We start from the raw sequence: 25,207 nt of genomic DNA, 5'->3' as shown, positions 1-25,207 counted from the left end.
CCCGCGCTCCTCTCAAGGTGGCTGGCTGTCTCATTAAGGAGGTTCCTCGCTAATTCTTCAACTTTTCAAGAGTCTCGAGGGCGTCTCCAATATAGGTAGTGTTTCCATTAATAATATCGAGTGCTCCATTTATATTCATTGCCATGATAGATGATGCTTCTTGATCAAGTCGGTTTGAAATTTCTTCCACAGCTGCGGCTAATGCGTGCTGATTTTCATTCAGGGTTTTGAGTATCCCAATAATCAACGTATTTTCGCTCATAGGTTACTCCTGTTCGTACCATCGCGGCTCTTTAACCACTTTTCATACTCAGTCGCAGGCATAGGTCGAGCATAGAGATACCCCTGTGCTTGGTCGCATCCTATATTTTTTAGAAACGCGCTTTGCTCGAGTGTTTCTACACCCTCGGCAACAATCTTGAAACCCAGGGCGTGACCCAGTTCTACTATGGCCCTAGTTATAGCGGCGCGACTTTTATTGACAGGCAAATCCGCAATAAAAGATTTGTCAATTTTCAATTTATTGATGGGTAAGATATTCAGGTAAGAAAGCGACGAGTATCCTGTACCAAAGTCATCAATCGCGGTTGTGATGCCAAGGCTTTGTAGAGTGCTCAATACTTCTCTGGAGTGCTCAGGACTGACCATCATGAGGCTCTCTGTAACCTCAACCTCAAGGACACTTGCCGGAAGGTTATATTTACCTAGAGCATTCAGAAGCGTTGCAACGTAATTAGTTCTGTCAATTTGTAGCGTCGCCACATTAACTGCGATTTTTCTTTGAGGTATTTTGTTATCTATCCAGTGGCGAATGTCATGACAGACTATGTCAATAACCAGTTCCCCAATCTGAATAATCAGTCCGGTGCTCTCTGCTAAGGGAATGAAGTCTGCCGGAGAGATCAGACCATGAATAGGATCTCGCCAACGAACCAACGCTTCAGCACCTTCAACCTCTTCGCTCATTAGGTTGATCTTCGGTTGGTACCAAACTTCAAACTCTTGGTTTTTTACTGCGCGTCGTAACGAGCGTTCAAGATTCAATCGCTCGTTTGCGCGTATAGTCATTTCGGGCTGATAGAAGCGATAATCGTCGCGGCCTCCCTCCTTGGCACCGTACATCGCTGTATCAGCCTGCCGGAGCAATATCTCAGGAGTTTCGCTATCCTGAGGAGCCACGGCGATACCAATGCTGGCGGTCAGCAGGGTTGAATTTCCCTTTAAATCAAAAGGTTCCTGCAGTGACATCAGAAGTTTCTTGGCGACGACCGTGGCATCGGTTGGTTCACTGAGGTTATTTAAAATAAATGCAAACTCGTCCCCGCCTAAGCGAGAGACCGTATCCTCTAGTCGCACACACTGTGAAAAGCGCGTTCCTGCTTGCTGTAAAAGCAAGTCTCCCATGGAGTGACCAAGACTATCGTTCACGGTTTTGAAACCATCTAGATCCACGACTAGCACCGCAAGCGTCTGGGCATAGCTCAACGAAAGATTTAAGGAATGTTGAAGTCTTTCGTGGAAGAGGACTCGATTCGGTAGGCTCGTAACTGGGTCATAATGCGCCATTCGCTCTAGATCGGATTGAGACTGGTTGATGGCTGAGATATCTGAAAATACAGCCACATAGTTTACTGGTCGACCGAACTCATCAAAAACAGTATTTATGGTTAACCACTCTGGGTAAAGGGAGCCATTTTTCCGACGATTCCAAAGTTCGCCCCGCCAAAATCCGGCTACTCTGAGGCTCTCGAGAATAGCTCGATAGAAATCGAGATCCTGTTCTTCTGAAATAAGAATTTGTGGCTTTAGCCCTATAGATTCCTCTGCGCTGAATCCCGTGATAGTAGAAAATGCTTTATTTACGGATACAATATATCCTTTCGCACACGTTATAATCACACCGTCAGCGGCGTTATCTAAGACGACGCCAGCAAGCCGCAATTGTTCAGAGCTTTGTTTAATTTCTGTGATGTCAGTAGAAATGCCAAGTACACCTATAGGCTTGCCATTGTCTCGAAGGACGCATTTGGTCGTGAGATAAACATGTGTCTTCTTGTCTTTTTTAAGCTGTTCTTCAAAACGCATGGCGCTTCCGGTCGCTAGCACTTGTTTGTCATTTTGACGCTGAGTGACGGCTTCGCCATTGGAAATGAAGCTTTCCCGTGGCCTACCTTTCATATCTTCAAATGATAGGCCTATTGCCCGCTCAAACATCAGGTTGCAGAGCTGAAGGTTACCCTCAATATCGAATACATAAATTAAAGATGGTGCGTTATCCACTACATCTTGTAAAAGCGCCGTTTGGGTCAGCAACGCTTGTTCGATTTTTTTTCGGTCAGAAATGTCTCGCACGACCGCATATAGCATCAGTTCGTCCGATAAGTTCACCGTGGAAAGGGTTACCTCGGCTGGGAAAACACTTCCATCGGCTCGCTTATGGAGCCATTCAAAACGATGTACACCTTTTTCTATTGCCGTGTTCAACATGGCTTGGGCTTTACTTGTCGTGGGCTGGCCATCACTTTGAAAAAGCGGAGAAATATCTGTAGCTTTAATTTTATGTAATGTAGCTAATTCTTCATAGCCGAACACTTCGAGCGCTGCAGCGTTTGCATCGCTACAAATACCTCCACGGCGCAGTATCCAAGTCGGATCCGGAGACCGCTCAAAGAGGGCGCGAAAGCGAGCTTCGCTTTGCACTAAAGATGACTGAGCACTTTTCCTAACTTCGACTTCTCGAGCGAGTTCGGCATGACGTTGCCGCACAAGGCGGTGACTTCTGCTAAGTTGAGCGGCGAAAAAAGTGAAAAAACCGGTACAGGTAAGCGCGAAAAGAAACAGGGGTGATCCCCACAGCGATTCGCTTCTCCAGCCATTCCGAGGAATCGCAGCGAGTTCCCACGTACCGCCAGGCACATCAACCGGCGTTGTGATTGCGCCTTCTTGAAAGATTTTTGGATTTCCCCAAATCCATTCGCCGTTGTTCCCTAAGCCGTTACCTCCTCGCAATGCTAGCTCTAACGTGCCTGTCGCGATTATGCCGCCCGACTCAAGCAGCGCATCTACATCAGTCACCACTGAAGCACTACCCCAATAGTGTTCAGCGCCATTTTCGGTGGTGACAAACACAGGGCGTCGGTGGATAAAACCACGTCCTCCTTGGAAAAGATCAATAGGGCCGGCTAGCAGCGGGGCTCTCGATTCGCGAGATCGCAATACCGCAGCATATTGACCAGGCACATTGCGATAATCGACGCCTAAAATGGCTTCATTTCCCTTAAGCGGGTAAACGCTTAGCAGCACATTTCCAGGAGCAAGAGCGATGTGATGGATGTGGGGTTGCAATGCAATTGCCTGCTTAGCCATGCCTTCGAAATGCGCGGGCGTGATGCCGCCGTCCATCCTCAATAGCTGAGCGATACCCTCGGTAACGTCAAACGTCGAATGTATTTGCCCTTCCAAATGAGCTCGAACGCCCGTTAATTTTGCAGTGACTTGAGCTCTATCCTCACTCAACTCTTGTTGAACGTCCAAGTGACCTAGGCTGATCGATAGAAAAATTCCAATCAGGAGGATGCTCAATGGAAAGAAAATGGATCGGAGTGGCCATTTTCCAAAAAGGAATGAAGGTTGTTCCAAGTTAGAGTTCGCCATACGTGATTTTTCCAAAATTCAGCCCCCCGTTTGGTAGTGGGTAGTTCTTGCACGTCTCTGACGCACCAAAAAAGTCAGTTCCTCTGGTCTAGGTGCAGAACGGCGCGACTCAGCGCGTGCTTTCCAGCAGGAAACCTCCACGCCGCCAGTCGGGTAGTGTTTGGTGCCGTCATGTTGGTACTAGGCTTTCGAAAGGTTGTTGTATTTGAGAGGGGAGGCCACTGATGACGCACATAAGGATTTTCGAAATTCACTATTGCTTCAACGCCCAGCACAAAAGTTTTTTCATGAAGGTAGCTCATCTCTGCGACAGCGATGCTTGTCATTTTGCCGCCCTCCATGCCGGGATCAACTCAGTAACCGAGACCGCATTCAGGCCAATGTGCCAAGCTAAAACCCAAACGGAAAGGCTCGGCATCACTGATGTTAGGTGCGGCTTGGTAAGAGAAATTAGCTCCAAAAATTGAAACAGCATCATCTGGAAACCAAGCAGTTATCCGGTGATTTTTTGCCGACGGCCTTCGCGTGCTAGCAAAAAAACTAGAATACAGTGCAGAAATCAGGGCTGTCGAAGAGCAGTATCGAAACCTGTACAAAAAAAATTTCATGTATAGCGTTTTCCAAAATGTATGGCATTCTGTCATCAACTGGGTAGCTTCAATTGTTACCACGCCACGTGCGAGCCGAGCTTTCTCCATCTGGTAAATGCTTCTTACCTTTCTAAACCCCTGCTTTGACCTTTGAGGGCAGGATTCTCGAAAGGTGCATTATTTCGCCCAAAATTCAGGAGATAAAAGCATGCTGGCCAACATGAGCATTGCAAAAAAGCTTTATGCGGGCTTCGGAATTGTCTTGGCAGTCATTCTCATTTTGGTAATGACGTCCCTTCGAGGGTTTGACCAAGTCAGCATCGCGGTCAAAAGCAACATCCATACCTACGATGTACTGAACGAGTCAGGAGCCATGCTAGGAAGCCTCGTCAATATAGAGACGGGTATGCGAGGTTACGCTATTACTGGACGAGACTCGTTCCTAGCACCACTGCACGAGGGCGAACAATCGTTTTCGGGAAGCTACACAAAGCTGAAACGGCTGACTTCTGACAACCCGATCCAACAACAAAGACTTGAGAGCTTGAAAAGCCTTGAGTCGCGCTGGTTCCAAGAGGACATTCAGGGTGCGATCACTCTGCGTCAGCAGATTACGATTGGTTCGCAGCCGATGGATGCAATCGTTAAGGTGATAGGTGAAGGACGAGATAAGGCAAAAATGGATGCGATGCGCGAGCTGATCTCCGACGTGCAATCTGACGAGAGAAAGCTTCTTGCTACTCGAACTGCTGACATGAATCAGGCCAAGAGCATGGCTTTGGCCATTCTGATAGGCGGGGGTGTGCTGGCGGTCATTTTTGCAATTTTTGTTGCGATGGCTCTTTCGAAAACAATAGTTGGACGCCTCCGTCAAGCGGTCGATATTGCTAAGACAATCGCAGAGGGGCGCTTGGACTCACGTATAGAAAAGTCTGGGACTGATGAAGTCGGCACCCTGTTCGATGCTTTTGCGGTTATGCAGGAGCGCCTGCGCGGCATGATCACCCAAATCAAAACCGGCGCAGAGCAACTGGTTGCTGCCGCTCACGAAATCTCCAGTGCTTCTACTCAGCTTTCTGTTTCTACACATGAGCAATCTAATGCCGCGTCATCTATGGCAGCGACGGTGGAACAGCTCACCGTCAGCATTAACCATGTCTCAGATAACGCGGATGAGGCGCACGCTATCTCCACTGACTCAGGTAGGCAGTCTCTAGACGGCAGCAATGTCATTCAGAGCACCCTAGCGAGCATGCAGCTCATCGCCGAAACCGTACAAGCTTCCGCGACGCAGATAGGGGAGCTGGGTGAGCACTCCGAGCAGATTTCATCGATTGTTAACGTCATTAAGGACATCGCTGATCAGACAAATCTTTTGGCGTTGAACGCAGCAATTGAAGCAGCTCGAGCTGGTGAACAGGGCCGTGGTTTTGCAGTGGTGGCGGATGAGGTTCGTCTGTTAGCGCAGCGCACTGCCAACTCTACCCAAGAAATCACTGGAATGATTAAGAAAATCCAAACAGGGACTCGTAACGCTGTAACCAACATGGACGCTGGTGTAGAGCAGGTAAAACTAGGCGTGGATCTTGCTAACCAGGCGGGAGAAGCTATCGTCAACATTCGCGATGCATCGAGTAATGTCGTTAGTGTCGTGAACATGATCTCGCTCGCTCTCCGAGAGCAAACCGCCGCAAGCCAAGATGTCGCTCGTAACGTAGAGCGCATTGCACAGATGTCTCAACAGAACAGCCAGGCGGTGGAAGAAACCTCCGAAACCGCGAAAGGCCTGCAAGTTCTAGCTCAGAGTCTTGAATCTCAGGTCGGAAAATTTAAGCTATAAATTTTAGGTGAGAAATGGCAACAGCTCAGCCTTTGTAAAGGGCTGAGTGTGCAGCTATGAATGAACTGGAAGTCTAGGTTAGTTATTTCGCGTTTAAACTCAATCGGGCGTATTGCATGAGTTTCATCCAGGCGGCGAATTCGGTTATATAGGGCTGGTCAATAGTCTCTGCGTTTAACTGTCCGCACCTTTATCCGGAGAATTTCTTGTAATGTTAAGGTGATAGTGCGCGCAAATTTCTTCATTTGTATATTGAACTAGATATATAAATAGAGCAGTATTAAAGTGCCGATATGGAGATAGGCATTGCTCCGTGGCAGCCCAGGAAAAAAGGTGCGGCGAGCAATTGTGAGCATTGGGACTGACTGCAGGTTTCTCTATCTTCAGGGTAAATGACACATGATCCTATTCAAGTCGTACAAGAAGACCATCATAGAGTTGCGCCAAGTTATCGCGGAGCAAGAAAGCTTGCTCGGGGAGTAGCAGCGAATATGCAGGGTTCTGGCAGCGCCTAAAAAGTGGAAATTTCGAATCGGGAACCTTCGAGCGAATAGACTCCAATGATCAGCCGGTCTGGTTAGAGGCAAGCTATAATCCAGTCAAGGACGAGTTGGGTAATGTAGTAAAGGTGATCAAGTATGCGCTTGATTTTACATGCAAAATACAGCACGAGAGCTTAGTAAAAGGTAAGCTGCAAGCCCTCGACCGGGCTATGGGAATAATTGAGTTTGATTTGGAAGGCAATATTTTAGGTGCTAATCAAAACTTTTTGAGTCTAGTAGGATACGGCTTGGCTGAACTCAAAGGTAAGCACCATAAAATATTCTGTAAGCCAGAGCTTACAAACAGTGGTGAATACGAGTTGTTCTGGCAGCGACTTAACCAGGGCGAGTTTTTCAACGGTCAGTTCGAGCGCGTAGCAAAAAATGGTACAACTCTCTGGCTTGAAGCCTCTTACAATCCTGTGTACGACGCCAATGGGCGTTTGAATAAAGTAGTGAAATTTGCCTCAAATGTTACTTTAATGGTTGAGAAACATAAGCAGGATACTCAAAGTGCCAGCAAGGCTTATTCCATATCAGTAGATACGCGTAAAGCGCCTGAGCGTGGCACATTAGTAATTCAGCAAGCGGCAAGCGAAATGCGAGAGATCGCTGCGAACATCGAAGATTCTTCAAAAATCATCTCAAGCCTTGGGGAGTGCTCGGAACAAATTACAACCATCGTCAAGACCATCCGTGGAATAGCCGATCAGACCAACTTATTGGCTTTGAACGCTGCTATCGAAGCAGCTAGGGCGGGTGACCAAGGGCGCGGATTTGCCGTGGTGGCCGATGAAGTTCGGCAACTAGCTGCGCGCACCAGTGGCTCGACAATGGAAATCGCTGAGATGGTTAACAAAATCCAGAGCGAAACTCAGCTAGCTATAAAGAGCATGGATGGTACTCGTGAGCGTGCGTCCAAGGGTGTCAACTTGGCAGATCAGGCTGGTGAAGTCATCCAACAGATTCGTGATGGAGCAAGCGATGCTGTGCATGCAGTTAGCATGTTGGCCAATGAGCCAGGTTAGAAGAATACACTCAAAATTTGGCGGGTATCACTTCATGGCGGTCGCTTTATTGCCGTTGTTGAGTTTTTCTCTACGACCTATGTGTTGTTCATACTGTCTGACGCCTAATAATCAATGGTTTAATGGGCGGCTTGGATTCAATCAAGAAGATTGGTGTGCTATTGATGTATCTCAATATGACAGCAGGGTGGTGGTTTTTTGAACACGAAAGTCTGGCTTTCGATCGCTAGTTATGCAGTCTAAATGCCAGACGTCCTGTCAGATTTCTCTATTATTTAATACAATGCGGCTATGGTTAATAGCGCTCAAAGCCAATCATGGCTTGTTAAGCCGGAAATTTATCAGGATGGAACTAATTAAGAACTAGGGTTAAGCAGTCCATCTACAGTTGATACCAGCGAATCCACAGCCCAAGGCTTTTGAAGAAACCAAACCTTTGGCGGTAGCTTGCTTGCGTTTAGCTCATGTCCACTGGTGAGGATCACGGCTATGTCCGGCCACTTCTCTTTTACCATCTTGGCCAAGTCACTACCCGAAATCTGCCATGGCACGCTGTGATCTGCGATCACCATGGTACAAGCCCTGTGCGATTGAAGTAGATAAATTAATGCGTCGTCGGCTGTGCCGAAGGCAATGCACCCCACGCCGATGTCGCTTAGGATCTCAATCATCAGATTACACAGAAGGTCGTCATCTTCGACGATTATCACGTCCCCTTTTAGCGACAGCTTCCTTTCCCCTCTGGCAATCATCTTATCATCCCACAGTTAACCCAAGAATTTACAGTAGTTCACTTTTGGCAAGGTTGATCGAACGCGTCGTCCATGTCTAGCACCATCACAGCTCACCTCCCGTGACAAGGCCAAAATGCTGGCATCCACGAGACGTAGGATTTAGGGCCCTTGTCTTGGCAGTTCGTATACCGATTCCTTGAAATCTTGATCTGCGAACGTCGTTTGTGCCGCGAAGTTCACGTTCAGATGCTTGTACGTTTTGCATCGGATGGGACACTTCGTCGGCTTTCCTACCTTGCTCAAGCTTCGCCATGCGGTGAGCGCTACAATCGCCGACCATCCATAGGCCCACTTGGCGTTTCGGTGATGGCGCCCACCTTCTTTGCCCATACCTTCCTACGAGTCGAAATTCAGATGAGTGATTTTGAAGATACCGCGCGTGAAGTGCTTTCGTTCTTGCGGCGCCGGTTAGGTTTCGATCTGTGGATGGTGACTCGGGCTGACGGTGACGACTGGACTGTTCTGCATTGCGAAGATCATGGCTATGAAATCCAGCCAGGCAGAGTTCTCAGTTGGAGTGATTCCTTTTGTAGTGAGATGGTGAACGGAGCCGGCCCCCGCATAGCACCGAATGCAGCGTTGGTGCCTTGCTATGCGGCTGCGCCAATCAGCCAGCAGTTAGCCATTAACTCCTACATCGGAGTTCCACTTCTATTGTCGGATGGCTCGCTGTTTGGCACGCTTTGCGCAATTGATCCAAGCCCTCAGCCTGAAAAAATTAGGGAAGACCAAGAACTTATTGAGATGGTAGGCAAGGTGCTGAGCAAGATTTTACAAATGGAACTTCGAGCCGATGAAGAGGCAAGCAAAGCAGAGAGATTTGAAGCGCAGGCACTTTGCGACAGCATGACGGGGCTCTATAACCGTGCCGGCTGGGATCAGCTTGCTGAGTGTCAAGATAGTCGGAACCGTCGTTACGGGAATTCCGCAGCGGTGTTGATCATCGATTTGGATGATTTAAAACTCATCAATGATGGCGAGGGGCACGCCGCTGGCGACGATACCATTAAGAGCGCTGCTCGTGCCTTGAATCAAGCTTCGCGATCCGACGACATCGTCGCAAGGCTAGGGGGAGATGAGTTTGGAATCATCGGTGTAAATTGCGATAGGGCAGGTGGGGAGGCGCTTCGCGAAAGGGTGTGCCAATCGCTCCAAGTGCTCGGTGTCAGCGCATCTGTGGGGTTATCTATGGCTAATGCTGCCAACTGTATAAGCTCGGCCACGATCTTGGCTGACAAGCTGATGTACGAACATAAGCGAATGAAACAGATCACGGAGACATAAAAGCACAGGCGTTTTTCATTTTGCCTGCGTAATCGTCGTGATGAATATTTCTAGTGCAAACTACGCGTTGAGCCCTCTTGAGAGGAGGTAGCGTCAGCTGTTTCAATCGCACCTTAGCAGCGGGCAATCCTCTGTGCCATGGTTTGGCTGGCGATACAATTCTCATGCCTGCTAACTGTATTGACGGATTGTTGACATAGATCTTGCCATTACTTTCTTGGCCGCTTTCCCGCTCCTTAGGCTCTGAATGGCGCCTCCTGGTCATCACGGATTTCTGTGCGGGACTCACCACCTTCTCCACGTTTTCAGCGGAAACAGTTTCTCTGATTCAGGAAGGCAGACTGCTGTGGGCGCTTGGTGAGGTTTCATTGCACGTAGTTGGCTCGTTGGCGATGACGGCAGCCGGGCTTCTGTCCTTTCAACAGATTGGCACGCGCTGAGGTTGTGAGAATGAAAGATTCTCTAATGCCTTTCCGATTTGTCGTACATGCGGTGCCATTTAAAAGACGGGTGCTCGATCCAGTTGTCGGCGGGGTGTCAAATGGCCAGCCATCCGGGCTGAAAACTGATACAGTCATGGTGAATTTGTACAACTATTTTGAGAGATCGCCCATTATGACACCTACTGAGAAGCTCATCGCCTGGCATGGGAAGTGGACTATTTTAGAGGCGACTGTAACGTGCAGATTGTGCAAGGCGGTTCAGCCCGAGCATCAAAGGACTGAGGATTTTCCTCACACGCCTTCATGCAGTAGGTCAGTCTCAACATCTCATCCTTGGTTGGAATTGGACGAGGTTCGCGACGCTTTTGTACCTGTACCGACTACAAGGAGAGAGGTGCAAGGTTGTCACTTTCACTCCGCCGGTGCTTCACGTAACTGAGTTGAATAAATTGAAAACTATCTCTTACGAAAATTTTCGCCAACTCATTTATGTTTTTTTATATGCCCGTCACGACCGACATGTGCCCTCAACTTTGCTTTTTATCTCCAATATCGCACACCAATACAAAGCAATTAACCTATAACTTGATAGAGCGTCATTCCGTCCATTATTCCCGTTTATTATGAGAAAAAAATGCATAAACGAAGTGAAAGATACTGGAGATGGGTGAATGAGGAAGTTCACAGTAGATCTCATGATGAGAGGATAAGTGATAGGGTTATGATAAATGTGCAAGTTCAGCTTTCAGATGCTGGCGAAACACAGCTATTTCTCGGTGCATATGGTGATTTAGGTGTTTTATTGTTTGAGGAGGCTTTTGAGGCCCGTCCTAATGAAACCATGACGCAAGCCATGGAGTGGGGGATTCAACACGCAAAACAGCGTGCCTCCATGCTTACCACAAAAAGCGATAGTGCGAAAAAACCCGACCGGTTACCGCGCTCCGGCTCCAACCAACCAACCAACCAATCAAGATGATGTCTGTCCGTCGTCCGGATTGATAAATATAAGTCGCCCGAAGTCAAAATTTTGATGGGTACAAGACTCGGAAATCCGAGTTGAGCCTGTCGGGAGAAATATCCAAAACGAGTGCAGTAGAAGATTTTAGATTCAAATCTTATGAGTTGCTGCTTGAGCTGGATGCAGCAAATAATAAAATGATGATGCTTGTTTCAGCTCGAGAACTCTCAGGCGTGAAATGGTCTGCCGCTGTGGAACGGCATTCAGACGCCTATGGAGCTTGGATTTCGCACATGAATGAGTATTCAGGGTCGAATCCTTTTACCTCATGACAGGTAAAATTTGAGCCTCTAAATATCTGTACGTTCCGTGGCGGTCTCCGTACCCACCATCAAAAAAAAGCGCCTGAATTCTGTCTGTTAAAAAACAGCCAGACCTACGGTGCTGCGCGTCACGCACGCTCAGAGCATATGTCCCGTCATTTTTGAGAAATTGGATGGATGGTACGCAACTACACGGCGTGACTCTCCAGATTTCTCCTATTTGGACGATAGCCTTACAGAAACCATTTTCTATTGCGGATTTCTGTCGACGAAGCATCAATGCTGTATGACATTCAATGATGGCAATTGGCTTTGGTTGGCGCATTATCTGTTGCAATCCCTCTTCAGCGGTCTCACTGCGAAGGTGGCACCACAGTCTTTTTGTCTCGGAGCCGGCATGGCCAAGATTTGCTCGCTTTTTTTGCTAGTCAACTTTTTCGTGTGTACTGATGGCTGGGCGAGCTTAGCCAGGCTCGACGTCGAACTGCGCGAACAAAACGGCAATCTGCTCTCTGATGTGGTGGTTACTCTGCAAGGGCCAATTGGCCAGCCTTCAGTCCATTTGAGTGCCGATATGGATCAGCGTGCTCAGCAGTTCGCTCCGCACGTGCTTGCAGTGCATACAGGCACCCCGATCAAATTCCCGAATAGTGACAACATCCGTCATCAGGTCTATTCGTTTTCGCCGGCAAAACGCTTCGAACTTCGTCTCTACGAAGGCACACCGTCCGACCCGGTACTATTCGATAAACCTGGCGTCGTGGTGCTTGGCTGCAACATTCATGACGGAATGCTTGGATACGTTTACGTTACCGATGATCCACGCTTCGGGGTTACGAACGTCCAAGGCAAATTGGAGCTGGATAATTTGCCCGTCGGTGAGTACAAGGTCACCCTTTGGCACCCGCAATTGATAGACATGCATCCTCTCGACGCAGGCGCCATAAAAATACCTCTTAAAGGCCTGAAGCAAACTTTCAACCTGGCGTTGGAGCCATCGCCTACGAACACTTCGACGGCTCCTGTTCCGAATGCTTTCGGAGACGCGTTCAAGCGAGCTGCCAATGAAACTGCGCAATAGCTTTCAGGCGCAGGTGACTGCAGTATTGATCCTGCTGTTACTGGTGGTAATCGGCTCATTGTATTTCAGCGTAAAGGTGGCAACCAATTCAGCGGTTCGCAGCCAGGCCAACACTCAACTGGAAGTCGGTACACGAGTTTTCGAGCGGTTGCTGGAGGTGCGCGGTCGGCGCTTGGCTGACGGTGTACAATTACTTGCAGCCGATTTCGGCTTTCGCGATGCGGTGGCCAGTAGAGACTCTGCAACCATGCGTTCGGTGCTGTTCAACCATGGAAAGCGCATCAACGCGAGCGACATGATTCTCCTCAGCATAGATGGCAAAGTCCTCGCTAGCACGCTGGATGATGTTGCAGACGGCGCTTTGTTTCGTTACGACCAAGCGCTGCGCGATACGCGGCAAAAAAAACAAGCCATGCTGATGGTGCCGTTGCAGGGAAAACCGCATCTGCTAGTTGAAGCTCCAGTGCTTGCGCCTCTGCCGATTGCCCGGGTAGTAATGGGCTTCAGCATGGACAGTGCATTTGCCGACGAACTGCGTTCGCTAACCAATCTAGAGGTGTCGTTTCTAACCATTGATCGCCGACAGCCAGGGCAACTTGTTAGCACGCAACCAGAAGTTCTTCGAGGAAGCATCACTGGTCTGATGCTCGATGCGTCAACGCGCAATGCAGCGCTGCTGACGGAACACTCGGAACATAATTTTCTAAGCAAGTCTTTAGTGCTAGCTAGCGGCGCTGGCGAGTATGACGGTCGGGTCATAGCCCTCTTACAAAGTCCACTCGATGCGGCTATGCAAGCGTTCGTACCGCTTGATGAGAAGATCCTTAGCATTGCCTTGGTCGCGTTACTCGCCTCATTAGTCGGCGCTTTGCTGCTCGCCCGAGGCGTGTCGCTACCAGTTAGGTCTTTGGCCTTAGCTGCAGAGCGTATTGGCCTAGGAGATTATCAGACCCCTGTGATACTGCGCCGAAGCGACGAATTTGGATTACTGGCCAAAGCAGTGAACTCAATGCAAAGCGGTATCGCTGAGCGCGAACAGCAGTTAGCTCACAACGCTCTGCATGATCCTCTCACCGGTTTGCCCAACCGCGCGTTAGCCATGGAGCGATTAGGTAGTGCCATTGCCGCACAACGACCTATGGCGCTTATCTTCTTGGGCATTGAAAACCTGCGGTCTATCAACGAAACATCCGACCCTGAAACGGTTGATCAATTGCTCCGTCAAACCGGTCAACGCTTGCAAGGCTCGCTGCATCCTGGTGATACCGTGGCTCATCTGATCGCCGACGAATTCCTGATGTTGCTTGAGGGCCTCGACAGCGACGCTGCAGTCGCCGTAGCTGACCAACTGCAGCCATTACTACTTAAGCCTCAGCACATCAACGGTCACGATCTCGCTTTGGATTGCAGACTCGGAATAGCGGCATTCCCCGCTGATGGACAAAGTGCACAGACCTTGCTGGAACGCGCCTCCATTGCCATGAAAGACGCCGCGCAGTTGCCCGGCCATTTACAAATTTATCAACACGGTAGTGACTTGGCCCATCGCCGACAGATCAATTTGATTCGCGACCTGCGCCAAGCAGCGAGCAACGGGGAACTCCTCCTCCATTACCAACCCAAGCTGGATATCCGTAAAGGTCGCGTCAGCCAAGCCGAGGGCTTGTTGCGCTGGCAGCACCCGCTACTTGGCATGGTTTCACCTGCCGAATTTATTCCCTTGGCTGAACGTACAGGAAGCATTCGGACGCTGACACATTGGGTAATCAACGAAGGCATGCGCCAACTCTCGGATTGGAATAAACGGGGCCTGCACTTGCAACTGTCGCTGAACATATCCGCCGATGACTTGCTCAGCGATGACCTTGCTACCCGAGTAATGGTACTACTGCAGAGCTACAACTTTCCGGCAGAGCAATTGATCTTCGAGATCACCGAAAGCGCAGTCATGCGTGAACCGGAGCGAGCACTGAAAGTCCTCCACCAGCTACGTAACTGTGGAATTAGCCTGTCGGTGGATGACTTCGGTACTGGCTACTCATCCTTGTCTCACCTCAAAAAACTCCCTGTGCAGGAACTGAAAATAGATCAGTCCTTTGTTCGTGACTTAGATGAAACCAGTGAGGATGCGGTGATCGTCCGTTCGACCATTGAAATGAGCCACAACCTGGGGCTCAAAGTGGTGGCCGAAGGCGTCGAATACGCGCACAGCCTGCGCCTGCTGGAACGCTGGAAGTGTGATACGGCGCAGGGATATCTCATCAGTCGACCGCTGAGCGCGGCGGCTTTCGAAGCTTGGGTGGCGCTGCCCCTCAATTCTCAAACCTCCATGGTTCAATGATTCATGACGGCACGTTTTTTCCTGTTGATCGGCTGCATCGTCGGCCTGACCCTGCAAAACGCTTTGGCCGATAACGGTCGCCTGATCGCCACCGGCGGCGCTAGCAACCTCGAAGGCGCTGCGGGGGGTGGTGTCACACCGTGGGCAGTGCTCACCGGTTATGGCGAGACGAATGAGTGGGGCGCCACAGTATTCGCGACCACGGTCAACTTGCCTGATTATCAGCTGGATGTGGCCGGGTTGGCCGTGGCCTATGACAACCGCGTCGAGTTGTCTTTCGCCCGGCAGCGCTTTGATCTTGGCTCTTTGGTACACAAGCTAAACCTGCCTGAGGACATTCTGGGTCAGGATGTGCTCGGCGTTAAAATGCGGTTGTTCGGCGATGTGATTTACGACGAACTGCCGCAGGTTTCCCTGGGGCTGGAATACAAACATCAACGGGAGTTCTTGATCCCGAATCTGGTCGGCGCCAAACGTGACAGCGACACCGAGGGTTATCTAGCGGCCAGTCGTTTGCTCATGGGCGCGGCGTTTGGCTACAACTTATTGGTCAATGGCAGTCTTCGTTACAGCCGTGCGAACGAGTTGGGGTTGATGGGGTTTGGCGGTGATCGACGCGACGCGCGCAGTCTGTTGAAAGAAGGCTCGGTGGCGGTGCTGTTCAATCCGCGCTGGGTGGTAGGCGTCGAGTATCGGGAAAAACCGGACAACCTGTCGTTCGCCGGGGAAAGTGATTGGGCAGATCTGTTTGTAGGTTATTTTCCGAACAAGCATGTGTCAGTGGTATTGGCCTACGCACGACTCGGCGAGATCGCCACACTGGATAACCAGAACGGCACTTACCTGTCCGTGCAGGGGAGTTTCTGATGCGTTTGTTACCGCTATTTCTGGTGCTATTAATGAGCGCATGCGCACAACATCCGCTGAAGGACGATAGCCTCTACCGCGACCTCGGCGAGCGCACAGGAATCACCCGGATCGTCGAAGGAATGCTGCTGAACATTGCCAAGGATGAACGAATCGTCGAGCGCTTTCGCCGCATCGATATTCAGCGGCTGCGAGACAAACTGATTGAACAGTTCTGCGTCGAAGCGGGCGGGCCTTGCATCTACTCCGGTGACAGCATGGCTGAAAGTCATAAGGGCCAGAATGTCAGCCGCAGCGACTTCAATGCGCTGGTCGAGGACTTGATTGCGGCGATGGATGATCAAGGAATTGCGACGCCGGTTCAAAATCGGTTGATTTCTCGGTTAGCACCGATGCGCAAGGAGGTAATCGAAAAGTGAGATCGTTTCCTCAGTCAGGGCTCCACTACTCGTGGGGGTATGTGATAGACCGATGCCATCTCACGTCGGTAACGCCACATCTGTCGGCTATCTCAATTATGGAAGACAGATTTCCCGACCATTTTGAATCGTGCTCCTTGATTGCGACTCCTGAATGACGCAGTGCATAGCACACTGCATCGTGAGCATTGATTTGATATCCCGCCCGTTCAAGCACAACTCTGTTGCCTTCGAAGCTGTAGCAAATCGTGAACCCCATCACTGGCTCCTTTTAGGCACATTGCCATCAGATCAAGATAGCAGAACGATTGCGTGTTAAGCGTATCTACGTGTGCAGCTGCGGCGACCGACTGCTACGGAACGTGGCATTTTGCCTCGATAGAGAGAACTTGCGGCTTGGGTTAATAATATGACTCTCTACTGGTGATTGATGAAAAAGTCATGCCCCATAATATGGAAACGCCAATCGTTCACCAATTCCGCAACGTAACGGTCTATCTGAAATTTGACTGGGATAAACCTAATGACGATTCACCGGTAGCGGCACATGTCGTAGAAGATGGGGAAATACACGGCTATGGCATCACGGTGGCGGAGCTCGCCGGGCCGTGGCCTGACTACCACAGCGCCTTGGCTGAGACCATTTCGGTAGCTGAACAGTGGATCGACACCCAACTCTCTCAGGACGACTCTTAGTCTCGGTGGGAAGGTTGGCGCCCCAGCAGTCATCATCCAGGAGTGTAGCGTACGCTTGGCGAGATGATCCCCATTCAAATGGCCCTCAGTCCCCCAGCGCTTTTCAAAACGTGTCTGCCTCAGGAGAATCCGTATGTATCGGCAAGAGGAGTTTTTGGCGAAAGCCAAAGAGGCGTTTGAGGAATATCAGGCCTCCACAGCAGTAATTCGGGAAATGATTGATCTTGAAGCACCAATCGAAGCTGAATGGCGTGCAGCCGTTGGCCGCCAACGGATAGCTCTTGATGCATGGGCTGCTCTGCCAAGGCTCTATGGAGATGTTATATCCGAGCAGTGAGCGAAGATGGGGAAGAGAAAAAATCACATATGACGGACGTGCTCGCGGTACATCGATCAGATTTTTGATTGTCAGGATGGAGAGAATCCAACAACGCCTCCAATAGATGGCCACGCTTGAGTGAAACTGATAAAGGTCTGTCGACGAATGGAAAGCAACTTGTCGAGTTTTCTCCTAAGGTGTAAATCGGCACCTATGCTTACTAAGCAAGAAAAATAAACTTGACCCAAGGGACGCACGTCATGATTTCAATTCTTGAGTTACGCCACATCATTGAGTGTGGCTTCCTGCCTTTGTCCTGTACTTGCACTGTGAACCCTGATGGATCGCTGATGATAAAGGTGGTCGATCCAGAGTCTGGCAGCGTTGAAATGCTAGTCACCGGGATTTCCCCCAGGCCTCTGATCACAAGCCGAGCGATATCAAACCTTGTAGGTGAACTCAGGAACGAAATGACGGCCAGCAAGATTGCCTTCCGGGATCATCACGTAGGATGAGAGGGCCTCGCTTCGGGTTTCGCGTAACGACTACATTCTCCCTGAGTTGTTTCTACTTGGTGCTGGTCAGCGCTTCCTTCGTGACGTCCCATTGCATGACCGTTCGAATTCGGAAACGGCGCCCGATTCTGCTTATCGAGTTGCCAGCGTGGATCAAGGAGCCTTCTGCATACCCAAAATCTCGGGAAGCTCTTTGCATCTTCTTGGCGTAGTCAGAAAAAACCCGCACGTGCGTGCGGGGAAAGAGGAGTTCTACCATGAGCATTTTGCACACGGTGGTAGCTTAGCATTAGTATCGGAAACTACTCGGCTTGATCTCGTAAATTCCAGCTCGGTAAAAACCTCGGTATGCATTACATCGGTGTAGAAATTTTTACAGAAAACTTACAGAGGGTGGCAGCCTCTCGCACGATACTGTGCGACGTTCGTTAACAGGCTTCTTTCATGTCCATTGCGGCAATGCGGCTCATTGGTTTCATCTTGGGTATTTTCCTGATCACGTTAGCCGTAAGCATGGCGATCCCCATGATTACGCTGGTGGTTTATGAGCGAAGCGGTGAGATATCTGCCTTCCTCTGGTCTAGCCTGATTACATTGGTTTCTGGACTGATGCTCGTTGTGCGGGGGCGACCAGAAACCTTCCAGCTTCGACCAAGAGACATGTACCTTCTGACGACGGCTAGCTGGGTTGTGGTCTGCTCCTTTGCTGCTTTACCAATGGTATTCATCCACCATATCAGCTACACCGACGCGTTCTTTGAAACGATGTCCGGCGTCACTACTACTGGCTCCACCATTCTTACCGGCTTGGATACCGCATCTCCTGGCTTGCTGATTTGGCGCTCAATGCTTCATTGGTTGGGCGGTATTGGCTTTATCGGTATGGCCGTAGCGATCCTTCCATTGTTGCGAGTGGGCGGGATGCGTCTTTTCCAGACTGAATCATCAGATTGGTCAGAGAAAGTAACACCGCGTTCTCATGTTGCTGCCACGTACATCCTGTGGATCTACCTCGGTCTGACAGGCGGATCGGCCTTGGCCCTTTGGTTAGCAGGTATGACGCCCTTTGAGGCCATCAATCATGCAATGTCGTTAATCTCTACGGGTGGGTACTCGACATCCGATGCGTCGTTGGCTCACTGGCCACAACCAGCTATTCATTGGATAGCGGTGGTGGTTATGATTTTGGGTAGCCTACCGTTCACCCTGTATGTCGCAACCTTGCGTGGACATAGGAGGGCGCTGATAAAAGATCAACAGGTACGTGGATTCATCAGCTTTCTCGTGATTACCTGGCTAGTTATTGGTACCTGGTTGAGCTTTAACAGTGACAACAGTTGGTGGGACTCCGTCCGTATCGTAGCCGTCAACGTGACCTCTGTCGTGACCACTACAGGGGTTGCATTGGGTGACTACACCCTGTGGGGCAGCTTCGCAATTATGCTTTTTTTCTATCTTACCTTTGTCGGCGGTTGTTCTGGCTCCACGGCTGGTGGCCTTAAAATTTTCCGTTTCCAGGTTGCACGAACCCTGCTGATGAGCAGCCTAAAGCAACTGATTCATCCTCGGGCGGTGATTCAAAAAAAATACAATGGTCATCCTATAGACGAAGAGATTGTGCGCTCACTTTTGACCTTTTGCTTTTTCTTCACCGTCACGATTGCAGCAATCGCATTAGGGCTTGCTCTAATTGGGCTTGATTGGACAACGGCCTTGAGCGGCGCAGCAACTGCTGTGTGTAACGTTGGGCCCGGACTGGGCAACATCATCGGGCCTGCAGGTAATTTCTCATCGCTACCGGATGCTGCAAAATGGCTTTTGACGATTGGTATGCTTTTAGGGCGGTTAGAAATTCTTACCGTATTGGTGCTTGTGACGCCTGTTTTTTGGAGATATTGACTGTAGTAATCCCCGAGCCTAAGGAATTGACGTTGTTACTATTGCAGCAGGTGTAAGCCTCAAGCTGGCGGCATGGTCTGGGCGTGTGGTCATCAAGCTGCCTAGACGCAGTAGACGAAGCCTTAACTTGGTTAGGTGTTCGCCTTTACGTACGTGCTTTTACACAAAAGCCAGCATGACTCTCCTCATTCTACTATTCTGACTTCGCATCCTCAGCATGCCATGGCGAGCCCAATGGAAAAGCAAGAGCCAATACGCGGTACCGACGCGATCAGAATAAACATCCGGGACAGCACAGAGCTTAAGTATTAGGCTGAAAAATTGGGGGTCTCAAAGGATGAGATCATATCTGCTGTCAAAGAGGCGGGTGATTCGCTTACCGCAGTGATGCTACATCTCGCCCCCACTCAACGCGCTTAATTAGACGAGCAGCGAATCAGGGGAATCTTCTCGTCTCTATCGTGTTCTGGTCGTACCGCAGCCGCCTTAACTCAAGCCATGGCTCTGTCATCTTGTCGCTGTATCGGTTTGCGGGGAGAGCGCGCGTAAGGATTGCTTGTCGAGAGTAATCGAGGGGAAAGGGCCCGTAGGGGCCCTATTGTCTTTAATTAATATACAAATAGCCGACTAGGCTAATTGCCGCTACAACCGCCCCATGGAAAACCAATAGAGTCTTAGAGAGAAAAGCCTTCCACCAATCATTCATTCCTTTCTGAACATCAATGCCCATGGCAAAGTCTATGCGTCCAGGCTCCACAATCCTGACTTTCTCATAGAGCTTTCTGTAGTTCCGCTCCAGCGCCAGGAAATACCCATCCAGCCCCCAGAACGCCATCGCCGGCACGTAGGCCAGCATAGCAAAGCCTTTGTCTGAATCTTTAGCGGAAAGCGCGAACAGCGCTGAGACGATAACGACAGACCAGCCTTTCAGTAGAAAGGAGTTAGTCGATAACCGGTTGACAACACCTTGTATGAACTCGAGGTGTTTCAGTTTTCTATCCATAACTCTTAGCCTCCCTTAATGATCATTATACAAAACGTTGATTGCAGCTTTGCCCCGCAATCCAGCAGCCTTTACCATCCACACAACCAAGTCGTAGTGACCAAGCGCTGTCAGGTGTTTCAATGGCGCCTCGTGGGCGACTGAGCCGTGAACACTGTCCATCATGCGTTTATGTTCGAGCGATGGCCTTAGTTTTGTTCTGACCATAGAGCTGAACATCAACTCCATGTGAATCCAAGGTGATAATGTCTTCTCACTCGACTTAACTGAATGCTTTGTAGATAGCGATTTGTCTGTATTCAAGAAAAATAAAGTGTCAGCACGATCAATCATCTGTTGTAATGCTGTTGCTAATATCATGTGGACATGCGCAGTCGTACGATTTCGGTCGCTGTATCGGTAGATTCCTAAGTCGGCATCCCAGCAATGCTTGTCATCTATTTTTCTCAGTAGATCATCTGCTGACCCCCAAACGGAGGAGTCTACGAAAGCAATTATACCCAGCTTCTCCTTCAGATCGATAGCTAGTTGCGTTGCCAGATCCCTGTCGTCATGGGAGTGCGAAATGAAAACATCCACGTTTTGATGGGGAAAGATTTTTTTTATCACCGTTTGAGCGTCGATTGTGTCAGCTTCTAAAACATAAGCAGATAAGTCTTCTACTTTACGGCGCTCATCTCGCTGGTATTCTCTTACTGCAGTCTCATCGATTTTATAAAAGTCTCTATATAGCAAAACATTGAATCCACGATCCACGATACATTTCCTATGGTTTTATCAAAGGCACGCGTTGTACACTAATATTCAACGCTTTGAGTAGGGTAGCAGTGCGCACAATTGTCTTTGTCGGAAGTGTCGAACTCGCCATAGAGCCAGTTGAAAATTCTCGGGACAGATGTCGCGAAACACATCGTCGATGCTCAGTGACATAAGCCAAATACAGCTGCAACGAAGCCTCATGGCAGTAAATAGGGTTTAAAGCCCAGAAGAACGCGTCGGTTGCGTGAGGGTAGGGTGGCGCGCTCATGCAGATCATGCGTGCCTTCTGTGGCTTGGTCTGTCTCCACCCCGGTTTCGCTATTTGGCGCATCACCAAGAAGTAACCGCTGATAAAAAGCTGCTGTTCCCCGAAAAACCTATCTTCAGCGGGGCTGTCAAACTGCACCTATGGCTATAGGCTACTACTTATTGGGCATGATATCCCAAATATCTTGAACCGGGAGTTCGATGTCGAAGCGCCCAGCCAGGTCTGGTGCGGCGACATCACCTACATCTGGGCACAGGGAAAATGGCACTACCTTGCGGTTGTTATGGATCTTTACGCTCGCCGAGTGGTGGGCTGGTCGTTATCAGAAAAACCGGATGCACACCCAGTGATCAAGGCGTTGGAAGTGGCTTACGAGCAGCGTGGTAAGCCTCAAGGCCTGCCGTTTCACTCAGACCAAGGATCGCAATATGGCAGCCGCAACTTTCGCCGGCGGCTGTGGCGCTATCGCGTGCGTCAGAGCATGAGCTGCCGAGAAAACCGCTGGGATAATGCGCCGATGGAACGGGTGTTTCGCAGTTTTAAAACAGAGTGGGTACCGAGGACTGGCTACATGACTGGCCTGCAGGCTCAGAGAGACATCAGCAGTACCTGATGCATCACTACAACTGGATCCGACCTCATCAATTTAACGATGGATTGGCCCCAGCGAAAACGGAAGAAAAACTGCAAACCGTGTCCGGGATGAGTTGACCACTACAGAAACACATAAAAAGAGGCTTCGCCGCAAAAGTGCCGCAACGCCTTTAGGCCCAAAAATGGGGTTGAGGGCGAAATCCATATCCTGCAAGGTTGCAATTATCGCATCTGCGATCTGAGCAATGTCTACGGCTTGTCACCAAGCCGTTGCGCCAGAGCAGCTACGATCTGGCGGCCCTCTTCGCTTTCCATGGGCACGTCTTACCAATATTTTATAGGGTCTATTAATGGTACACCTTATGGCGCGCGCTCCATCCTGATTTTGAGAGCCGCGAGCAGTACTGCGGCGTGTCCTGCCTTTGCCAACCCTCCGTCCGAGAAGACTCTCTTAAGATACCCCCGGAGCTATCCTTGAGTTATCCCTGCTGGGGATTACATCGACGGTCGAGTCGCACAGCGTACTGTCCTCCGAGACCGCCATCCTTTTGAGTTTGGGAGCCCTTGATACCGCTCCTGACGGAAGAGGCGCCAGTCATGAACAAACATAAAATCGCCGGTTTGCAGCCGGTTAACCCGGATTTTTCCCCGATGCAAGTGGCCAACATGGCCTTCCTCATTGATCGCCTTCATCAGGATTGCTCACCTCTGCAGTTCTTGCGTGAACTGACCTGCAACTCCATAGAAAGCATCCTTCGTGGCAGCGGCTCAGGTGTAATCAGGTGGAACGTAGAAGAAAAGCGAGAGGCCCTAACTGGCGAGCAAAAGCTTTGTATTATCGATACCGGTATAGGTATGACAGGGGACGAGATGGTCAAGTATATCAACCATCTAAGCTCCTCGATTAGCCTGCAATCAACCTCGGGCAATTTTGGTGTAGGCGCCAAAATATCCGCAGCTCCAGCAAACCCCGAAGGGCTCGTTTACCTGAGCTGGGTGGATGGTCAGGGATATATGATTCATTTGCATAGAGATGCTAATGGTCAATATGGGCTGCAACGCTTTCCTAGTGGTGAATTCTGGACACGCATCACTGACGACCCGAAACCAGACATCATCAAACAGCATGGCACCATGGTGGTATTACTTGGTAAGCACTCCACCCATAACACTGCCGAGCCACCAGGGAATGTGCGCATGCCTCGCAAGTGGATTGTGCGCTATCTCAATTCTCGATTCTTTAGATTTCCCGAAGATGTGAAAGTGTCTGCTGTTGAGGGTTGGGAAAATCCACCTCGTGATCAGCACCGCTTCCTTCGTACGGTTACTGGAATGGCTCCTTGGTTGGAGGCGAACAGCCAAGAGCGCGGGAGCTTCAAGATGCCTTTAAGCGACGCGACCGCCTTTTGGTACATCATGAAAGATGACATTGATACTGACAGTGGGCATTTCACGCCCCCAGGCCAGGTAGCTGCGTTGTATCACGACGAGCTGTACGAAATTGTGATGAGCAATGCTGGTTACGCTCGTCTGCAGTCGTTCGGGGTGATCTTTGGTTGCGAGCGCGTAGTGGTTTACATCCATCCCGACAACGAATCAGCGGTGACGGCAAACACCGCTCGTACAGCGCTCTTGATTGAAGGTGAGCAGCTCGATTGGGCTGCATACGCCGCAGAATTTAGAGATTACATGCCGCAAGAACTCGCTACATTCCAAGATCAAATAGGCCACAAAGCCAAGAGCAGCGACCATCGCGCAGCGATTCGTGAGCGATTGAAGGCAATTAAGGAGTTATTCAACTTCGGTCGTTACCGCCCCAATCCTAAAGGGCTTCATGCAATCTCCCACCCCAATAGCAATGCAGGGGGTGAGCCTCTGGAGAAAGGCGGCGAGGGAGGCGGTGGTTCAGGCACACCGGGTGCAAAGGGTGGACGGCAAGGTGATTTATACGCGCTCTTTACGGCTGAAGAAGGCACTCAGGCTGAATTCATAAATCAGAATACGGAGCCTGAAGTGGCCTGGGTGAGCATTGGAGATGGCTCGCGAGCCAAGGAGGAAATGGATGATCGCGCAGCCAACTACATCTACAACAGCAACCTCATTAAAGTGAATGCCGATTTCCGAGTCGTTACCGATATGGTGGAGCGCTGGGAGCAGCGGTATGCCAATGTCCCTGGTGCCGCTGGCCCTGGCGGGGCAATTGAGCAAGTGGTTCGTGAATGGTTTGAGCAACAGTTGATCGAAACAGTGATGAGCGCTCATGCGCTCAGGAAGGGTGGTAAGTGGAGTACGGAGGAAGCTTGCAGGCTGTGGGATGAAAATGCCCTGACGGCTGCAGTGCTACCCAGGTATCACATTGACGTCAGCATCAAGCGCACGCTGGGCCAGAAGCTAGGAACACTCAAATGACGCCAACCGTGCCGACATGCCCAGAAACCTGGCTACCCTAAGTCAGGTTTCTCCAAAGCAGATCGCCGGACAATGATAATGTCGCGCTCTTAAACTTTAATGCACAGCGCTGCGCAGTGCTTGATGGCGCTGCGTGATACCAGTAGTTGTAGAACACAATTTTTAGGAACGCCCCATGCAGCCAAGATTTAAGGTCATCGAGACCACCGTATTGGAAGATGGTAGTAAGCGATACAGGGTCGTAGATCTCGTGGAGGGAGGCTCAGCTAGCAAGCATGGTGTTTTTAACGTCAGGATAGAGGCTGAAGCTGTTTGTTCGATGCTCAATCTCGAGGATCCACTTCAGAGTGGGGCGGGTTGTCCGTCCCAGAGGCTTTGATCCACTGGTTTAAGAACTGTAGACGAGCCCGAGCGCCCTCAAAAATGGACTGGTGCCGGAATCATAGCCCCCGGTGTCAGGGTAGTTGTGATGTGAGCCGAGGTGACTATAGCGGCGCGCCTATGGGCCACGGGTCGTGTGTGCGATTGAGATTCTGAATAAAGGGAGGTACGAATGCTTTCCTCGATCAACGAGTACC

At 50.1% G+C, this 25,207-nt stretch carries 22 protein-coding genes and 3 pseudogenes; 19 read left to right on the top strand and 6 right to left on the bottom strand.

The genetic code is table 11. From position 1 onward, the window contains the following. Window positions 1-49: 49 nt before the first annotated feature. Both AAEZ05_RS10195 and AAEZ05_RS10190 read right to left on the bottom strand, forming a co-directional pair. Window positions 50-262 carry a hypothetical protein gene (locus AAEZ05_RS10195; protein ID WP_350647197.1) on the bottom strand — a complete coding sequence of 71 codons (213 nt, stop codon included), beginning with the start codon at window positions 260-262 and terminating at the stop codon, window positions 50-52. Continuing rightward, entirely contained in the window at window positions 259-3,654 is a 3,396-nt protein-coding gene (locus tag AAEZ05_RS10190; RefSeq protein WP_350647195.1) for a bifunctional diguanylate cyclase/phosphodiesterase, read from the bottom strand. Before AAEZ05_RS10190 ends, AAEZ05_RS10195 begins: the two co-directional genes overlap by 4 nt. 224 nt (window positions 3,655-3,878) lie before the next feature. On the opposite strand from AAEZ05_RS10190, the gene AAEZ05_RS10185 reads away from it, so the two are divergent. From AAEZ05_RS10185 to AAEZ05_RS30725, 4 genes and pseudogenes are all read left to right on the top strand, one after another. Next, window positions 3,879-4,121: a DUF6555 family protein gene (locus AAEZ05_RS10185; protein WP_350647193.1), complete on the top strand. Its 243-nt coding sequence runs from the start codon at window positions 3,879-3,881 to the stop codon at window positions 4,119-4,121. A 331-nt stretch (window positions 4,122-4,452) separates the two neighbouring features. Then, complete coding sequence (locus AAEZ05_RS10180; protein ID WP_350647191.1) at window positions 4,453-6,084, top strand: methyl-accepting chemotaxis protein; 1,632 nt, start codon at window positions 4,453-4,455, stop codon at window positions 6,082-6,084. Between the two features lie 712 nt (window positions 6,085-6,796). Next, a pseudogene (locus tag AAEZ05_RS30730) lies at window positions 6,797-7,102 on the top strand (PAS domain-containing protein); the annotation flags it as partial. Window positions 7,103-7,108: 6 nt separating this feature from the next. Continuing rightward, on the top strand, window positions 7,109-7,654 hold the full coding sequence (locus AAEZ05_RS30725; protein ID WP_502947767.1) for a methyl-accepting chemotaxis protein: 546 nt from the start codon (window positions 7,109-7,111) through the stop codon (window positions 7,652-7,654). 356 nt (window positions 7,655-8,010) lie between these two features. Here AAEZ05_RS30725 and AAEZ05_RS10170 read toward each other — a convergent pair whose 3' ends face one another. Continuing rightward, complete coding sequence (locus tag AAEZ05_RS10170) at window positions 8,011-8,406, bottom strand: response regulator (protein WP_350647189.1); 396 nt, start codon at window positions 8,404-8,406, stop codon at window positions 8,011-8,013. A 150-nt stretch (window positions 8,407-8,556) separates the two neighbouring features. Here AAEZ05_RS10170 and AAEZ05_RS10165 point away from each other — a divergent pair, with 150 nt between their 5' ends. From AAEZ05_RS10165 to AAEZ05_RS10130, 8 genes and pseudogenes are all read left to right on the top strand, one after another. Next, on the top strand, window positions 8,557-9,732 hold the full coding sequence (locus AAEZ05_RS10165; RefSeq protein WP_350647187.1) for a sensor domain-containing diguanylate cyclase: 1,176 nt from the start codon (window positions 8,557-8,559) through the stop codon (window positions 9,730-9,732). A gap of 196 nt (window positions 9,733-9,928) precedes the next feature. Beyond that, a pseudogene (locus AAEZ05_RS10160) lies at window positions 9,929-10,172 on the top strand (CrcB family protein); the annotation flags it as partial. A 670-nt stretch (window positions 10,173-10,842) separates the two neighbouring features. Further along, window positions 10,843-11,154, top strand: coding sequence for a hypothetical protein (locus AAEZ05_RS10155; RefSeq protein ID WP_350647185.1), 312 nt, complete (start codon window positions 10,843-10,845; stop codon window positions 11,152-11,154). 80 nt (window positions 11,155-11,234) lie between these two features. Continuing rightward, window positions 11,235-11,468, top strand: coding sequence for a hypothetical protein (locus AAEZ05_RS10150; protein WP_350647183.1), 234 nt, complete (start codon window positions 11,235-11,237; stop codon window positions 11,466-11,468). A 388-nt stretch (window positions 11,469-11,856) separates the two neighbouring features. Further along, complete coding sequence (locus AAEZ05_RS10145; RefSeq protein WP_502947766.1) at window positions 11,857-12,540, top strand: methylamine utilization protein; 684 nt, start codon at window positions 11,857-11,859, stop codon at window positions 12,538-12,540. After that, window positions 12,524-14,881, top strand: coding sequence for a putative bifunctional diguanylate cyclase/phosphodiesterase (locus AAEZ05_RS10140; RefSeq protein ID WP_350647179.1), 2,358 nt, complete (start codon window positions 12,524-12,526; stop codon window positions 14,879-14,881). Before AAEZ05_RS10145 ends, AAEZ05_RS10140 begins: the two co-directional genes overlap by 17 nt. Window positions 14,882-14,884: 3 nt before the next feature. Continuing rightward, complete coding sequence (locus AAEZ05_RS10135; protein WP_350647177.1) at window positions 14,885-15,748, top strand: DUF3034 family protein; 864 nt, start codon at window positions 14,885-14,887, stop codon at window positions 15,746-15,748. After that, window positions 15,748-16,167: a group I truncated hemoglobin gene (locus tag AAEZ05_RS10130; RefSeq protein ID WP_502947765.1), complete on the top strand. Its 420-nt coding sequence runs from the start codon at window positions 15,748-15,750 to the stop codon at window positions 16,165-16,167. Before AAEZ05_RS10135 ends, AAEZ05_RS10130 begins: the two co-directional genes overlap by 1 nt. A gap of 25 nt (window positions 16,168-16,192) precedes the next feature. Here the strand turns inward: AAEZ05_RS10130 and AAEZ05_RS30720 are convergent, their stop codons facing one another. Further along, window positions 16,193-16,426 (bottom strand): DUF6555 family protein, encoded by a 234-nt coding sequence (locus AAEZ05_RS30720; protein WP_502947764.1) that lies wholly within the window; start codon window positions 16,424-16,426, stop codon window positions 16,193-16,195. A gap of 164 nt (window positions 16,427-16,590) precedes the next feature. Here AAEZ05_RS30720 and AAEZ05_RS10125 point away from each other — a divergent pair, with 164 nt between their 5' ends. From AAEZ05_RS10125 to AAEZ05_RS10105, 5 genes are all read left to right on the top strand, one after another. Beyond that, entirely contained in the window at window positions 16,591-16,863 is a 273-nt protein-coding gene (locus tag AAEZ05_RS10125; protein WP_350647175.1) for a hypothetical protein, read from the top strand. 133 nt (window positions 16,864-16,996) lie between these two features. Continuing rightward, entirely contained in the window at window positions 16,997-17,200 is a 204-nt protein-coding gene (locus AAEZ05_RS10120; RefSeq protein WP_350647173.1) for a hypothetical protein, read from the top strand. A gap of 242 nt (window positions 17,201-17,442) precedes the next feature. Next, window positions 17,443-17,697, top strand: a complete 255-nt coding sequence (locus AAEZ05_RS10115; RefSeq protein WP_350647171.1) for a DUF1652 domain-containing protein — start codon at window positions 17,443-17,445, stop codon at window positions 17,695-17,697. 444 nt (window positions 17,698-18,141) lie between these two features. Then, window positions 18,142-19,596 carry a TrkH family potassium uptake protein gene (locus tag AAEZ05_RS10110; RefSeq protein ID WP_350647169.1) on the top strand — a complete coding sequence of 485 codons (1,455 nt, stop codon included), beginning with the start codon at window positions 18,142-18,144 and terminating at the stop codon, window positions 19,594-19,596. Between the two features lie 321 nt (window positions 19,597-19,917). Continuing rightward, entirely contained in the window at window positions 19,918-20,016 is a 99-nt protein-coding gene (locus tag AAEZ05_RS10105; protein ID WP_350647167.1) for a hypothetical protein, read from the top strand. Between the two features lie 184 nt (window positions 20,017-20,200). On the opposite strand, the gene AAEZ05_RS10100 is transcribed toward AAEZ05_RS10105, so the two are convergent. Together AAEZ05_RS10100 and AAEZ05_RS10095 are read right to left on the bottom strand one after the other, a co-directional pair. Beyond that, complete coding sequence (locus AAEZ05_RS10100; protein WP_350647165.1) at window positions 20,201-20,599, bottom strand: hypothetical protein; 399 nt, start codon at window positions 20,597-20,599, stop codon at window positions 20,201-20,203. 15 nt (window positions 20,600-20,614) lie between these two features. Next, on the bottom strand, window positions 20,615-21,355 hold the full coding sequence (locus tag AAEZ05_RS10095; RefSeq protein ID WP_350647163.1) for a toll/interleukin-1 receptor domain-containing protein: 741 nt from the start codon (window positions 21,353-21,355) through the stop codon (window positions 20,615-20,617). A gap of 440 nt (window positions 21,356-21,795) precedes the next feature. On the opposite strand from AAEZ05_RS10095, the pseudogene AAEZ05_RS10090 reads away from it, so the two are divergent. Beyond that, window positions 21,796-22,337: pseudogene (locus AAEZ05_RS10090) on the top strand (IS3 family transposase); the annotation flags it as partial. Between the two features lie 480 nt (window positions 22,338-22,817). Then, on the top strand, window positions 22,818-24,629 hold the full coding sequence (locus AAEZ05_RS10085) for a hypothetical protein (RefSeq protein ID WP_350647161.1): 1,812 nt from the start codon (window positions 22,818-22,820) through the stop codon (window positions 24,627-24,629). Window positions 24,630-25,207: the final 578 nt, after the last annotated feature.

This window comes from Pseudomonas sp. HY13-MNA-CIBAN-0226, from assembly GCF_040310305.1.
In the GTDB taxonomy this organism is placed as follows: domain Bacteria; phylum Pseudomonadota; class Gammaproteobacteria; order Pseudomonadales; family Pseudomonadaceae; genus Aquipseudomonas; species Aquipseudomonas gregormendelii.
The sequence above is the reverse complement of the archived record's forward strand: the minus strand, read 5'-3'. Positions and strand labels throughout refer to the sequence as shown.